Consider the following 13,541-nt stretch of genomic DNA (forward strand, 5'->3'; position numbering starts at 1 on the left):
GCCTCAGAGCAGGTCTGCAAACGGGTGTACATAGACGGTTTCACCCGCCTCTATGCGTTCATCGGCCTCACCGATAATCACCAAGCAGTTGGCCTTGACCATGGAGCTGAGCATGCCTGAGCCCTGGGCACCGGTCGTGCGTACGTGCAATTGGCCGTCATCTCCCAGGGTCATGATGCCGCGGCTGAACTCGGTGCGGCCGCTGCGGCTGCGCATGGCTTCATCGGCAATCGCCGGCAATAGTCTTGGTTGCCCGCTTGGTTCACCGGCCAGTTTACGCAATGCAGGTTGAACAAACATCAGGAAAGAGACCATCACGGCCACAGGGTTGCCGGGCAAGCCGAAGAACAATGTTTGGTCTATCTTACCGAATGCCAATGGGCGTCCCGGGCGCATATTGATACGCCAGAAGTTGATTTCTCCCAGCTTGGCCAGCACTGTCTTGATATAATCGGCATTGCCGACAGACACCCCGCCCGAGCTGATGATCACATCGGCCTGAGTCGCCGCCTGGCTCAATGTTTGGCTTAGAACCGCTTCTGAGTCTTCGATGATCCCCAAGTCCAGCACTTCACAGCCCAGACGCTTGGCCATCGCCTTGATGGTATAGCGGTTGGAGTCGTAGATGCAGTTGGCCTTGAGCTCAGTGCCGGGTTGGCTGACTTCATCGCCGGTGGAGAATACGGCAATTCTGGGGCGGCGTTTGAGGGGCATCTCAAACAGTCCCAGCGAAGCCAGTAGGCCTTGCTCGGCAGCGCCCAAACGTGTACCACCACTTAGGGCAACGGCGCCTTGGGCTATATCTTCACCCGCCAGACGCACGTGCTGGCCGCGGTAGATTTTGCCACTGAAGCTGACCTTGCCATCAGTTTCAGTGGCAAGCTCTCTGGGTTGAATGGTATCTGCACCCAGAGGAACCGGCGCACCTGTCATAATTCGTACCGCTTCACCCGGCTGCAACTGGCCAGAATATTGATGACCGGCCAGCACTTCTCCTTTCAGCTCAAAGGGTTGTGACATGTTGTCTTGAAACGCGAAGGCGTAACCATCCATTGCCGAGTTGGTCTGCTGTGGCACATTCACAGGTGATATTGCATCCTGGGCCAGAATACGGTTGTCGGCCTCATCGAGCGTCAACAGCTCTGTCTCTGTGACGGGTTTGACTTGCTCCAGGATATGGTCAATGCCTTGACGTACCGACAGATTCTGTTCACTGCCGAGCTCACAGGCGCTTAAGGGCAGGGCTCTTGCTGAAGAGGGCTTGGATTCGGGGCGATAATCGCGAACATACTGCTGCACAAAGTCAGCAATTTGCGCCACATTGTTGAGATCCAGGCGGCGGATCTCCCCTGGCAGCTTGGTTTCGTCACAGCAGGCTATTGCGAGGATATTGGGATCCTCGGTATGGATAAAGGGTTTGCCGTGGGCGGCTCGGTGTAATTCAATCTTGGGCAGCGCCAGTCTCTTGAAGCCTTCCACCAACACCAGATCGGCCTTGTCCTGTTCCAGCTGGCCGAGTAGATGCAGCAGATCCGGATCTCTGTCCAGCGGATCTTCTGTCATCAAGGCCCAACGTACATGGGAGGCCACCAACATCTGTCTGGCACCGGCTTTGCGCATCTCATAGCTGTCTTTACCCGGCTCATCGATATCAAAGTTGTGATGGGCATGTTTGATCACTGCCAGTCTCAAACCACGACGATTCAGTTCAGGGATCAACTGCTTCAGCAGCGTGGTCTTGCCTGTGCCGCTATAGGCACAGAAGCCCAACACGGGAATGGACAGGGGATTGGTAAAGACAGTGCTCATAGAAACCTCTTAAGCTTGGGATATTTCCGCCGCGAGTTGTTGTTTTTGTTCGTTGGTGTTGACGTTAATAAAGGCGTTGGGTTGATCGGCGAATGATTCAACCACTACCGGGTGCTCACTGTACCAGAGATCAATACGGCGCCTGCCTGAATCGAGAAACGCTTGCATCGAATCTCTCACCGTCGGTTTGAGCAGCATAACCACTGGCTGCTCCCGCTCGCCGTCGGATGCCACGGCGAGATCCGCTTCTGATGCCAATAGTTTTTGCGCCATGCGCTCAACCAGGTCTTTGGGTAGCAAAGGGCAGTCGCAGGGCACCACTAACAGCAGATCGGCGTCTGTTTTGTCCAGGGCGCTGATCATCCCCGCCAACGGCCCGGGATAGCCCTGTTCCAGGTCGGCAATGACTGGAAAACCGAACTCAGCATAACGTGTTTGATTGCGGTTGGCGTTGATCAGGATCTGATTCACCTGAGGTTTTACCCTGTCGATAACATGGGCAATCATGGGACGCCCCAGCAGATCTACCAGTCCTTTGTCTTCTCCGCCCATACGCCTGGCCATGCCTCCGGCGAGTATTACCGCATCAATGCGCTGCGACATAGTTCTCCTCCTGCAGTTCTTCCGTGGCCAGTCTCAAATTGGCTGAGGTTGTCAGTTGTTGTGATTCTATATGCCAATGTTGGTGACAAAGTGCTGTCAGCTCTGAGTGCTGGTGGCTACTGATCAGTAGCCCAGTACCTTGTTGCTTTAATTCGGCAATCATAGCAAAAACGGTTTGCTGCGATGCCCTGTCCATATTGGATATGGGCTCATCGAGCATGAGTAACTTGGGTTTCAACAGCCAGGCTCTGGCCAGTGCCAGCCGTTGCCGTTCGCCGCCGGATAACGTTGAGGCGTTAGTCTTGAGCAGTTTCCCCAATTGGGCATTTTCTATCGCGCTTTGCATCCTAGTGCGCTGCTCGGCTTTATCCAGGCTGCTGTATTTCTGCGCCAGTTGCAGATTGTAGCTGACACTGCCTTCAAATAGGTATGGGTGCTGATGCAGGTAAATAGCCTTGCCGAGCAAGGTATCACCTCGCCACCAGGGCGCAGCTGGAAATCCTTGGGTATAGATGGTACCGGCGCTGGGCTTGAGTAAGCCGGCCAGCAGCTTCATCAGAGTGGTTTTACCGCAGCCATTGTCACCTTGCAGATAGATGACTTCGCCCTGGCAAAACTCCAGTTGCCGGGCGCGAAATAACAGGCGTTCACCAAAACGCATCTCAAGATCTTGGGCTATCAGCTTTATCATCAAGCGTCCTAATGACTTCTGGGATTGGCCCTGCCGCGCAGAGTACCCAGAGCAAAATTCAGTATCAGTGCCAGCACCAGCAGCACTAAGCCAAGGGCTATGGCCTGGGCGAAGTCCCCTTTACTGGTTTCCAGCGAAATCGCGGTGGGTATGTTACGGGTAACATGGGCTATATTGCCACCAACCATCATGGAACAGCCGACTTCGGTAATGATACGGGAAAACGCGGCGATAATCGCCAGTAACAGCGGTACTCTCAGCTCGCGGCAAACCACCCAGATAGCCGAGCTCCAACTGGCACCCAGGGTGCGGCTGGTTTCCCAGGCGCGGCGGTCGACACTGGTGAAGGCGGCATGGCTCATGGCTATCAGTACCGGGGCGCAGATCATCATCTGCCCGAGGATCATCCCCTTTTGGGTAAAGAGCCAGCGCAGGTCGCCCAGGGCACCGTTACGGGTCAGTAGTAGATAAGCCAACAGGCCAACCACCACAGTGGGAATGGATTGCAGGGTTTGCACCAGGTTGGTTACCAGCCAGCGACCGGGAAACTGAACAAACGCCAGGGCGAACCCCAGTATCATGGACGGCAGCAAGGTGATCAGCAGTGCCGCGAAAGATACCGAGAAAGAGACGGAGATAATAGACCAGACTTCGGGGTCTCTGGAAAACAGCAGGCCGAGGGCCTGCTGTATAAGGGCTAACCAGCCTTCACTCATTTGCCGTAAGTTGCCTTGAACAGTTGTTCACCTTGAACTTTATAGCTGTTGATCATGCTTTGTGCTTCTTTGCTAATCAACCAATCACTGAAGGCACGTGCACCTTTGTGATTCAGATCAGGGTATTTGGCAGGGTTGATCAGGATAACCTGATAAGGGTTGGCCAGAGTGGCGCCGCCGTCGAAGTCGATACTCAGGTCCAGTTTGGCTTTGTAAGCCACGAAAGTACCACGGTCAGACAGGGTGTAACCTTGCAGTTCATTAGCCATCAGCAGGGTTTTACCCATGCCTTGACCTACAGAAGTATAGCCTTTGAAGTCTGGAGTCACGTTGGCGGCTTTCCAGATCAACAGTTCTTTCTTGTGAGTACCTGAGTCATCACCACGGGATACGAAAGGTACGCCTGACTTGGCGATTTTGGCGAAGGCTTCTTCGGCATTCTTGCTGTCACGAGCCTTGGCAGGGTCGTTCTTTGGGCCTAGGACAACAAAGTCGTTTTCCATGATACCGCGAGGTTCAACACCGAAACCGTCGGCAACGAACTTGGCTTCTGCGCCAGGAGCGTGAGTCATCACCAGATCCACGTCACCTTGGGTACCCAGTTTCAGGGCTTTACCTGTACCTGTGGCGATCACCTGTACCTTGTAACCTGATTCAGATTCGAATTTTGGCAGCAGGTAACCCAGCAGACCTGAGTTTTCAGTACTTGTGGTGGTGGCCAGCTTGATGGTTTCCTGAGCGGAAGCCGGGGCAGAGATCATCAGGCCTGCCGCAATGGCAAGACCTAGCAGTTGTTTCAAGTTCAACATTATTGCTCCTTGGCATGATTTTATAAGTGTGCCGAACCCATAAGCCAGCGGGCCACGGCCTTGTACTCGCACCCAATAAAGCAATTTGGGTGCCAAAGATGAATGTCAGCTATAAACCGATATTGAGGGATCCAATATGTGAACTGGATCCCAAGCTTGGTAAATAAGTGTCAGACAAATTGTCCCAATCGGCTTTTTCGCTGGTTCATAGTGACCAATTTTTACCGTATCAATGATAGAATCTATTTCAATTGAGTCAAAATGTCCTGAAGCCGACAATATGAGCCAGATAGAAAAGCCACTTAAGTCTAAGCCAATGCCTTCTGCCGTGTCCGTGTTGATCGTCGACGACGAGCCCGGTATGCGCAGTTTCCTCAACAAAGCGCTGGCAAAGAAATTTGCCCTGGTAGAAACCGCCGCCAGCATAGAAGAAGCTGAACAACTGCGAAGCCGTTGTCACTTCGATCTGCTGATTGTGGATATACGTCTGCCCGGCCGCTCAGGTATTGAGTGGCGTGAGGCGCTGGATGATCAAGAGCGGCGTTCCGACATCATCTTTATGACGGGCTATGCCGATATGGAAGTGGCTATTCAGGCACTTAGGGCCGGCGCTTCCGACTTCATCATGAAGCCCTTTCATCTTGAGCAGATGATGAAGGCGGTCGATCGCTGCATCGAGCGGCGCTTATTGAAGCGGGAAAACCTGATGCTGCGCCGGGAAGTGTCCAGCGGCTACTCCTCCACCATCATAGGCAACAGTGATGCCATGATGGAGGTCAAGCGGGTGATTGAGCGAGTGGCACCGACCAATGCCGTAGTGCTTATCGAAGGCGAGTCCGGCACGGGCAAGGAGCTGGTGGCCAGGCAACTTCACCTGCTCAGTGGTCGTCAGGGCCCCTTTGTACCGGTTAACTGCGGCGCCATTGCCCCAGAGTTGTTGGAAAGTGAACTCTTTGGTCATACTGCAGGTTCCTTTACCGGCGCCAAGGGCAATAGGGAAGGCTTATTTAGTTTTGCCTCCGGCGGCACCATCTTCCTCGATGAGATCGGGGAAATGCCGCTGAAAATGCAGACGGCCTTACTGCGGGTGCTGGAACAAAAAGCGATTCGTCCGGTTGGCAGCGAGAAAGAAGTCAATATTGATGTTCGGGTGATAGCGGCAACCAACCGTAAACTGGCCGAAGAGGTTGAAGCCGGGCATTTTCGCCGCGATCTCTTTTACCGTCTCAATGTGCTCGACATAGTGATCCCGCCATTGCGGGAAAGGCCGGATGATGTGGTGGAATTGACCCATCATTTTACCCGTCAGTTGGCCGCAGAGCTCGGGGTGAAAGAGGTGGTCTGGAGCCATGAGGACCTGCTCAAACTGCAGCAACATCAGTGGCCGGGGAATATCCGCGAATTGCGTAACATGATAGAGCGCTGCATTCTGCTCGGTAAGCCACCGGCGGAATACTGGAAAGAACAGCCCAAGGCCGAACTGAATGCTCAGCCTGGCTATCCCCACGACTGGGCGCTCAAGGATGTGGAGAAAGACCATGTCACCGCCGTCGTTGACTCCCACGGAGGCAACAAGTCGGCGGCAGCCCGGGTGCTGGGAGTGTCTCGCAAGACACTGGATCGTAAATACAAAGAGTGGTTTGACTGCGAGTCGGAGGTCTGAGCTTGTCACTGTTCAAACGGCTCTTTGGCCTGAGCTGGCAGCAGCTACAGGCAAAGGTGCGTTATCGCATTCTGATCCTGACTCTGTTGCCCATCTTGCTGACACTGGTGAGCCTGGTGTTTATCACCATTTACTGGAACATCAGCTACACAGGCAAACAGCTGTTTATGAAGGTCAAAGCAGACCTGACCGTGGCCAATAACACCTTGGATGCCGTGCAGGAGCGCCAGGAAAAACAGCTGGAACATGTGATGCAGTCCTTCGACTTCCAGACCCACTTTCGCTCTATACTCGAAGGTAAACAGCTGAAAAAGAAAGAGCTCAATGTTTTTCTGGATCAGCAACGCAAGGCATTGGATCTCGATTTTTTGCGTCTGGTTAGAATCGCCGATGCGGCGGCCGATCCGGACTTGCGGCAGATGTTGCCCTTGGTTCAGGGACAAAGCGCCTATTCCGGGTTGATGGTACTCTCCAGCTCGCGGCTGGCGCGAATCGATCCCGAGTTGGCCGAACGTGCCAAGATCCCGGTGAAAATGACCTTGAGGGCACAAAATCCCGATAGGGAAGTTGAAGAGCGGGGTATGCTCAGCCGCAGCCTGCTGCCGGTAGCCGATGAAAACGGCAAGATCGGCTGGTATCTGGATGGTGGGATCTTGTTTAACCGCAACACTCGCATCGTCGATCATATTCGCGATCTGGTCTATGACAAGGGCACACTGCCGGAACGTTCCATAGGCACTGTGACCATCTTCCTCGACAATATCCGTATCAGCACCAATGTGCCTCTGCATTTCTTCCCCAAAGAAGATGAGAATCGCGGCCGGGCATTGGGCACACTGGTGTCGGAGGAGGTACGTCAGCAGGTGTTGGTCAAAGGCCAACTCTGGGTTGATAGAGCCTTTGTTTACAATGACTGGTTTATCTCGGCCTATGCGCCGTTGACCGATATCCGCGGTCAACGGATAGGCATGATCTATTCCGGGTTTTCCGAGTCGCCTTTTATCCACAACTATCTGCTTAATATCATAGAGTTGGGCACCATTTTGATGTTGGTGTTGCTGGTTTCCGGACTCTTGGTTTATCGCGGCGCTTACAGTTTATTGCAACCGATTGAACGAATTCATCAAGTGGTTAAGGCGGTGCAGTCCGGGCGTAACCTGCGTATCGGCGAGCTGGGACTGGACAGAGACAATGAGCTGGCCAACCTGGCAGAGCAGTTTGACCGTATGCTCGATTTGTTGCAGCGCCGCAATGCGCAAATTCAAGCGGCAGCCGAGCAATTGGAGATGAAGGTCGAGGAACGTACCCGTAGCCTGCAGGAAAAAACCGAAGAGTTGCAGCGCAACGTACAATTGCTGAACGAAACCCGTCAGCAGTTGGTGACCAATGAAAAACTGACCGCCCTCGGGGAATTGACCGCTGGGATTGCCCATGAGATCAATAACCCTACCGCCGTAATCCTCGGTAATATGGAACTGCTGCGGGTGGAGCTTGGTGACAACGCTGAGGTCGTTGAGGAGGAAATAGACCTCATCATCCAGCAGGTAGGCCGTATTAGTACAATTATTCGCAGCTTGCTGCAGTACAGTCGTCCCGGTGAATTCAATGCGCCGCTGGAGATGCATCAAATCACACCTATTATTGAAGAGATGCAGCTGCTGGTGCGTCACTCATTGGGTAAGCAGGAAGTGGTGTTGTTGCCTGAGCTGAACGCCAGTTATCCGGTGCAGGTGAATCGTCCACAATTACTGCAGGTGTTGATCAATCTGGTGGTCAACGCCGCTCATGCTATGGATGGCAAGGGGCGGATCTGGATCCGCACCTATGATTGGGTGGAACAGGATGAACCTGTGGGGATCAAGATAGAGATTGAAGATGAAGGTTCAGGGATCCCGCAGGAGCAATTGAGCCGGATATTCGATCCTTTCTATACCACCCGTAAGGATGGTACCGGGCTGGGCTTGTCGTTGAGCTACGGTATTATCAAGCGTATAGGCGGCACCATAGAGGTCAGTTCGACTCTGGGTAAGGGGACGCAGTTTACTGTCAGTATTTATCATATAGCTAAAGAGGATCAGTCAGGCCCCTATGATGGTCTGCTGTTCGGGTAGGTTATAGGCTTGGCGTGTAAACAAAAAAAGAGCCGGGTAATTAACCCGGCCACAAAGAGTGTGTGAGCAATGTCGTGCTTTGCAAACTCAGGAACACCATAACTCTCAGCGGGTACTGCGGGCCTAAAGCTAAGGATGAGTTTTGGAACGCGAGTTAACAATAATCATTCTCATTTATGTTTGCAACTGTTTTTTGCCCTTTCTAGATAAAATCTTTCCGGCCTAATTGTTCTCATCTTGGGTGTTTATCAAAAATATTTGATTAGTAAGTGGTTTTTTGATGCGTTTGAATCTAAATCACTGGTCGAAAACCATTGGCAGTTTTGCTGCTAAATCCAGATTTCGGCCCCTTTCTTGGTGCCTGATTCTCCCAATATTGGTTTGTAGCGAAGGGCATCAAACTTTTGAATAGCAGTGAGAGGGAGAAATAGTTAGTGGGGATAAGGGGCATAAAGCTTAGACAATAACAATCAGCCAAAAAAAAGGGCCGGGTAGTTAACCCGGCCTAAAAGAGTGTGTGAGCAATGTCGTGCTTTGCAAACTCAGGAACACCATAACTTCAAGCAAATCTCAGTCGACTAGCGGTTAACTGACTCTCAGTTAAGGATGAGTTTTGGAACGCAAAACAGATGATAATGGTTCTCATTTTCGATTGCAACTATTTTGTTTGTATTTAAGTCAAATTTATCTCAGGCCTCAGATACGATTATCCCCTGTGCTACAAGCCAGGATGCGGCTGATGGCGGCCATGCTCCTGCCGCTGCTCTGCTGCCAATGATTGAATACAGCTTGTACCTGGGCCAGGCCGCTCTTTGAGCTGAAGCCTGCATCTACCAGTTTGTGGCTCTTGAGATAGTTTTGGACATCAGCGGTCAATAGGAAGCTGTCTTTACCTATACCACGCAGAAAATAGGGGCCGGTATTGCCACCCAGGCGTGCCCCACGGCGTTTGAGCTCTTGCCACAGTGAGGTGATCTCCTCCACTGGCCAGAGGGCGATGTAACGGGCCAGGCTGCCGTGTTCTCTGGCAATATCCTGCGCCATGAGCGCGTTGTCATAAATTGCCTGGGTCTTTTTCTGGTGGCGAATAAGGCGACTGTCCTCAGCTCTGGCCTGCAGCTGCTCAGGGGAGAGCATCAACACTTTCATGGGTTCAAAGCCAAAGAAGGCCTCTTCATAGGCCGGCCATTTGTGTTCCACTACCTTCCAGACAAAACCACTCTGAAATACCTGTTTGCTGAGTGCTGAAAGCAACTCGGCATCTGTATATTCCAGCAATTCTTCAGTGGGACAGATTTCGGGTAACAGGTTCTCCAGTTGCTCGGCGCCACCTTTACGCTCACAGGCTCTGGCATAGATGGTGGCAAAATCTTCCGGCTTGATCATGTGCTTTTCCCTTTTGATTGGCTCAGTTGCTGCCGCACCAGTGTAATACCAATCGGGGTAAAGATGGCAGCGGATTAACAGTCATACTTGAGGCTTGGTTTCAAGACTGATCAAGCGGGGCTTTTTCAGTGAACGTTCAGCCCCAACAGACGTTTGATGTCATAAATGGCGATTGAGAACAAAGTGGAGACTTTGAAATCAGCTAGCAAGTTTACCGACTGAAAAGGTGCTCATCACATCTCTACATGTGGGACTTTCTCAAGCAGAAGTAGGGCTAAACAGAGGACGGATAACTGCTCGCGGCACTCATGGTAACTGTTCACGCCTTCCCTAAGCGGTAGCCAGCAACTAAAGTTAAAGTTGGTAACCATGGGGATCCCTGTCTATGGAGCTTTACTACCATCCATTGTCGCGTTATTCGCAAAAGGTGCTGCTGGCACTTTATGAAAAGCAGGCAAACTTCTTTCCCCGGGTAACGGATCTGCAGGATCCATTGGAGCGCCAACACTATCTGCATTTCTATCCATCCGGTAAGCTGCCACTTTTGGTGTGTCAGGACGGCAGCCTGTTGCCTGAATCCAGCATTATCATAGAGTATCTGGACAATAAAATGGCCGCCGGCACCCGGTTGTTGCCCAAGGAGCCCGAGCTCAATCTGCAAGTACGTCTCTATGACAGAATTGCCGACAACGACCTTAACAACAGCCTCTATCAGTTGGAACAGCAATATAGCTTACCGGAAGAACAGCAACTTCCTCTGGTGCAGCGTCAAATTGAAAACCGTCTCAGACTTTGCCTGCGGGCGCTGGACTTGCGCCTGGTTGAGCATCATTGGCTGTGCGGAGATGGGTTCACTTTGGCCGATTGTGCCTTAATTCCTTGTCTTGGTTACCTGCAGCGCAGTTTCAATTTACTGGATTACCAGCATTTGGGGCGCTACTGGCTGCAGGCGCAATTGCGAGGTTCCTGGATGTTGGTGCAGGATGAAGTAACTCTGGCTCAGGAGGAGGCCAGCAGCGGGCTCAGACCCATCCCCTGAACAAGAATTCAGCTGTTGCGGGCCTTTTTGAGATCCAGGAATGACTTCCACTTGATGATCTCCGCCGGTAACTCGGGCGTGGTCTCATCGAACCCGGCTTCCGTCAACAGGTTTTCCGTGGGTACAGGTTTGCGTTTGCAGACGAACAAACCTCTGACATGCACTATGGCATGCAGGCCTCTGTCCGACAGGAAACGTTGCTCTATGTAGAAATACTTTTCATCCCAGCCAACCACGCGAGAGGCAATTTCAAACTGCTGTAATGGCCTGATATCCCTTACATAAGTGAATTCGGCGGCATTGACTATCGGCATCCATTTCAGTTTTAGAAAGCGCTTCAGCAAGCCCATTTCGGCCATCATATAGGTGCGGGCCAGATCCATAAATGCCGGGTAGCGGGAGTTGGTCAGGTGCAGGTTGATGTCACAGTCACTCGGTAAAGCCCGATAACGGATGCGGCTGGTGCCGAGAAAACCGATATCGTTTGCCCGGCGCACTCGCCAGAGCAGCAGCCAAAACAGGCGAAAGTAGAGGTTCATCAAAGGGTCCAAGAGTTGAGAGGCATTAAAGGCTACCAAAGGTCATACCAGACGGCAAGCGAGAACTGGCTCACAAAAAAGGCGCCCTAAGGCGCCTAATCAATTGCTTCAGTCTCAGGCTTGGATCCCCGAGTGACGCAGCAGTGCGTCTATGCTGGGCTCGCGGCCACGGAAGCGGGTAAATAGGACCATAGGCTCTTCACTGCCGCCCATCTCAAGTATGTTATGCAGGAAGTCGCGTCCTGTGCTCTCGTTGAAAATACCCTCCTCCTCGAAGCGGGAGAAGGCATCGGCAGACAACACTTCGGCCCACTTGTAGCTGTAGTAGCCGGCGGCATAACCTCCGGCAAAGATATGGGCGAAGCCATTCTGGAAGCGGTTGAATTCAGGCGGTGTGACCACTGCCACCTGGCGTCGAACCTCATCCAACATCTGCTGAATATGGGCGCCCTTGGCCGGATCAAACTCCTGATGCAGGCGGAAGTCGAACAGAGAAAACTCCAGTTGCCGCAGCATCATCATGCCGGACTGGAAGTTCTTGGCGGCCAGCATCTTGTCCAGCATCGCCTTGGGCAGCGGCTCCCCGGTCTGATAATGGCCGGAGATCTCCGCCAGCGCCTCTTCGGCCCAGCACCAGTTCTCCATAAACTGGCTTGGCAGCTCCACGGCATCCCAAGGTACGCCATTGATGCCGGAAACCCCACCGATATCGATGCGGGTCAGCATATGGTGAATACCATGACCAAATTCGTGGAACAGGGTAGTGACTTCGTCATGGGTAAACAGCGCCGGCTTGTCACCCACAGGGCGATTGAAGTTACAGGTGAGGTAGGCTACCGGTTTTTGCAGGCCTGTGGCCGTCATACGTCGGGTACGGCAATCATTCATCCAGGCGCCGCCCCGCTTGCCTTCACGGGCATAGAGGTCCAGATAAAAGCTGCCTCTGTGTTCGCCCTCGGCATCCAATATGTGGAAAAAGCGCACATCTTTATGCCACTTGTCGAAATCCTGCTGCTCTTTGACATCCATGCCGAACAAGCGCTTGATGGTGTAGAACAGGCCGCTGAGCACCTTGTCTTCGGGGAAGAAGGGACGTAGCTCTTCCTGAGATATCTCATACTTGTGCTGCTTGAGTTTTTCGCCGTAGTAACCCAGATCCCAGGCCGCCAACTCGGTTACACCATAATGCTCCTTGGCAAACTCCTTGAGTTCGGCCAACTCGGCCTTGGCTTGATACTTGGAGCGCAGCGCCAGCTCATTGAGGAAGGCGATAACCTGCTCGGGCGATTGCGCCATCTTGGTGGCCAGAGACTTATCGGCATAGGTATCAAAGCCCAGTAACTGTGCCAACTCATGGCGCAGGCTCAGGATCTCGTCCATCAGCGGGCCATTGTCGAACTCACCGGCATTGGGGCCTTGATCCGAAGCGCGGGTAACAAAGGCGCGGTAGCACTCTTCACGCAGACTGCGGTTGTCGCTGTAGGTCATGACCGGCAGATAGGATGGAAAATCCAGGGTGAACAGCCAACCTTGCTGCTCTTTGGCCTCTGCCATCGCCTTGGCGGCGGCAATGGCAGACTCTGGCAGACCGGCCAATTCGGCTTCATCGGTAACCAGCTTGCTCCAGGCATGTGTGGCATCCAGCAGTTGGTTGGAATAGGTGCTGCTGAGTTCAGACAGACGCTTTACAATCTCTCCATAGCGGGCTTTTTGTTCATCATTGAGGCCTATTCCCGACAGTTCGAAGTCTCTCAGGCTATGTTCTATCACAGTCTGTTGTGCCTGGCTGAGCTGGGCAAATTCCGCCGAGGCCTTGAGCTCTTTATAGGCCTGATACAGGCCCAGATGTTGGCCGACAAAGGTGCTATACTCAGACAGTAGTGGCAGGCAGGCATCGTGGGCGGCGCGCCATTCTTCATTGCTGAGTACTGAATTCATATGGGAAATCGGCGACCAGATCTGACTCAGCTCATCGTCCACCTGCTCCAGGGGGGCCACCAGGTTCTCCCAAGTGAAGGGGCCTCCTGCGGCCAGCACGGCTTCTATCTTATCGCGGCATTTGGCTATGGCCTGTTCGACCGCCGGTTGAATATGCTCGGCCTTGATACTGGAAAAGGGTGGCAGCTCCTGTGCTGTCAGCAGCGGATTGGTCATTGTCTGTCCTCTCTTTGGGCG

The 13,541-nt window shown here is 52.9% G+C and carries 11 protein-coding genes; 3 read left to right on the top strand and 8 right to left on the bottom strand.

Annotated elements, in window-relative coordinates; all coding sequences use genetic code 11:
- Nucleotides 1–3 precede the first annotated feature (3 nt).
- From AYI96_RS11670 to AYI96_RS11690, 5 genes are read right to left on the bottom strand one after another with little or no spacing between them, the layout of a single operon-like run.
- Nucleotides 4–1,809, bottom strand: a complete 1,806-nt coding sequence (locus AYI96_RS11670; RefSeq protein WP_071475706.1) for a bifunctional molybdopterin-guanine dinucleotide biosynthesis adaptor protein MobB/molybdopterin molybdotransferase MoeA — start codon at nucleotides 1,807–1,809, stop codon at nucleotides 4–6.
- Between the two features lie 9 nt (nucleotides 1,810–1,818).
- Nucleotides 1,819–2,412, bottom strand: coding sequence for a molybdenum cofactor guanylyltransferase MobA (mobA, locus tag AYI96_RS11675; RefSeq protein WP_039035399.1), 594 nt, complete (start codon nucleotides 2,410–2,412; stop codon nucleotides 1,819–1,821).
- Nucleotides 2,396–3,103 (bottom strand): ATP-binding cassette domain-containing protein, encoded by a 708-nt coding sequence (locus tag AYI96_RS11680; protein ID WP_039035398.1) that lies wholly within the window; start codon nucleotides 3,101–3,103, stop codon nucleotides 2,396–2,398. The genes mobA and AYI96_RS11680 overlap by 17 nt, the downstream gene beginning before the upstream one ends.
- An 8-nt stretch (nucleotides 3,104–3,111) precedes the next feature.
- Nucleotides 3,112–3,819 (bottom strand): ABC transporter permease, encoded by a 708-nt coding sequence (locus AYI96_RS11685; protein ID WP_039035397.1) that lies wholly within the window; start codon nucleotides 3,817–3,819, stop codon nucleotides 3,112–3,114.
- Nucleotides 3,816–4,628, bottom strand: a complete 813-nt coding sequence (locus tag AYI96_RS11690) for a substrate-binding domain-containing protein (RefSeq protein ID WP_039035396.1) — start codon at nucleotides 4,626–4,628, stop codon at nucleotides 3,816–3,818. The genes AYI96_RS11685 and AYI96_RS11690 overlap by 4 nt, the downstream gene beginning before the upstream one ends.
- Before the next feature lie 280 nt (nucleotides 4,629–4,908).
- On the opposite strand from AYI96_RS11690, the gene AYI96_RS11695 reads away from it, so the two are divergent.
- A complete protein-coding gene (locus AYI96_RS11695) occupies nucleotides 4,909–6,291 on the top strand; it encodes a sigma-54-dependent transcriptional regulator (RefSeq protein ID WP_039035395.1) in 1,383 nt (460 codons plus the stop codon).
- Nucleotides 6,292–6,293: 2 nt separating this feature from the next.
- Entirely contained in the window at nucleotides 6,294–8,402 is a 2,109-nt protein-coding gene (locus tag AYI96_RS11700) for an ATP-binding protein (protein ID WP_144361655.1), read from the top strand.
- Nucleotides 8,403–9,098: 696 nt separating this feature from the next.
- On the opposite strand, the gene AYI96_RS11705 is transcribed toward AYI96_RS11700, so the two are convergent.
- Nucleotides 9,099–9,788 carry a DNA-3-methyladenine glycosylase I gene (locus tag AYI96_RS11705; protein ID WP_144361656.1) on the bottom strand — a complete coding sequence of 230 codons (690 nt, stop codon included), beginning with the start codon at nucleotides 9,786–9,788 and terminating at the stop codon, nucleotides 9,099–9,101.
- A gap of 385 nt (nucleotides 9,789–10,173) precedes the next feature.
- Between AYI96_RS11705 and AYI96_RS11710 the strand changes: the two genes are divergently transcribed.
- Complete coding sequence (locus tag AYI96_RS11710) at nucleotides 10,174–10,827, top strand: glutathione S-transferase family protein (protein ID WP_039035965.1); 654 nt, start codon at nucleotides 10,174–10,176, stop codon at nucleotides 10,825–10,827.
- Between the two features lie 8 nt (nucleotides 10,828–10,835).
- Here AYI96_RS11710 and AYI96_RS11715 read toward each other — a convergent pair whose 3' ends face one another.
- On the bottom strand, nucleotides 10,836–11,366 hold the full coding sequence (locus AYI96_RS11715) for a thioesterase family protein (protein WP_025009092.1): 531 nt from the start codon (nucleotides 11,364–11,366) through the stop codon (nucleotides 10,836–10,838).
- A gap of 114 nt (nucleotides 11,367–11,480) precedes the next feature.
- Complete coding sequence (gene prlC / locus AYI96_RS11720; RefSeq protein WP_144361657.1) at nucleotides 11,481–13,520, bottom strand: oligopeptidase A; 2,040 nt, start codon at nucleotides 13,518–13,520, stop codon at nucleotides 11,481–11,483.
- Nucleotides 13,521–13,541 lie beyond the last annotated feature (21 nt).

This window comes from Shewanella sp. MSW (genome assembly GCF_007636515.1).
GTDB classification, from domain to species: Bacteria; Pseudomonadota; Gammaproteobacteria; order Enterobacterales; family Shewanellaceae; genus Shewanella; species Shewanella indica.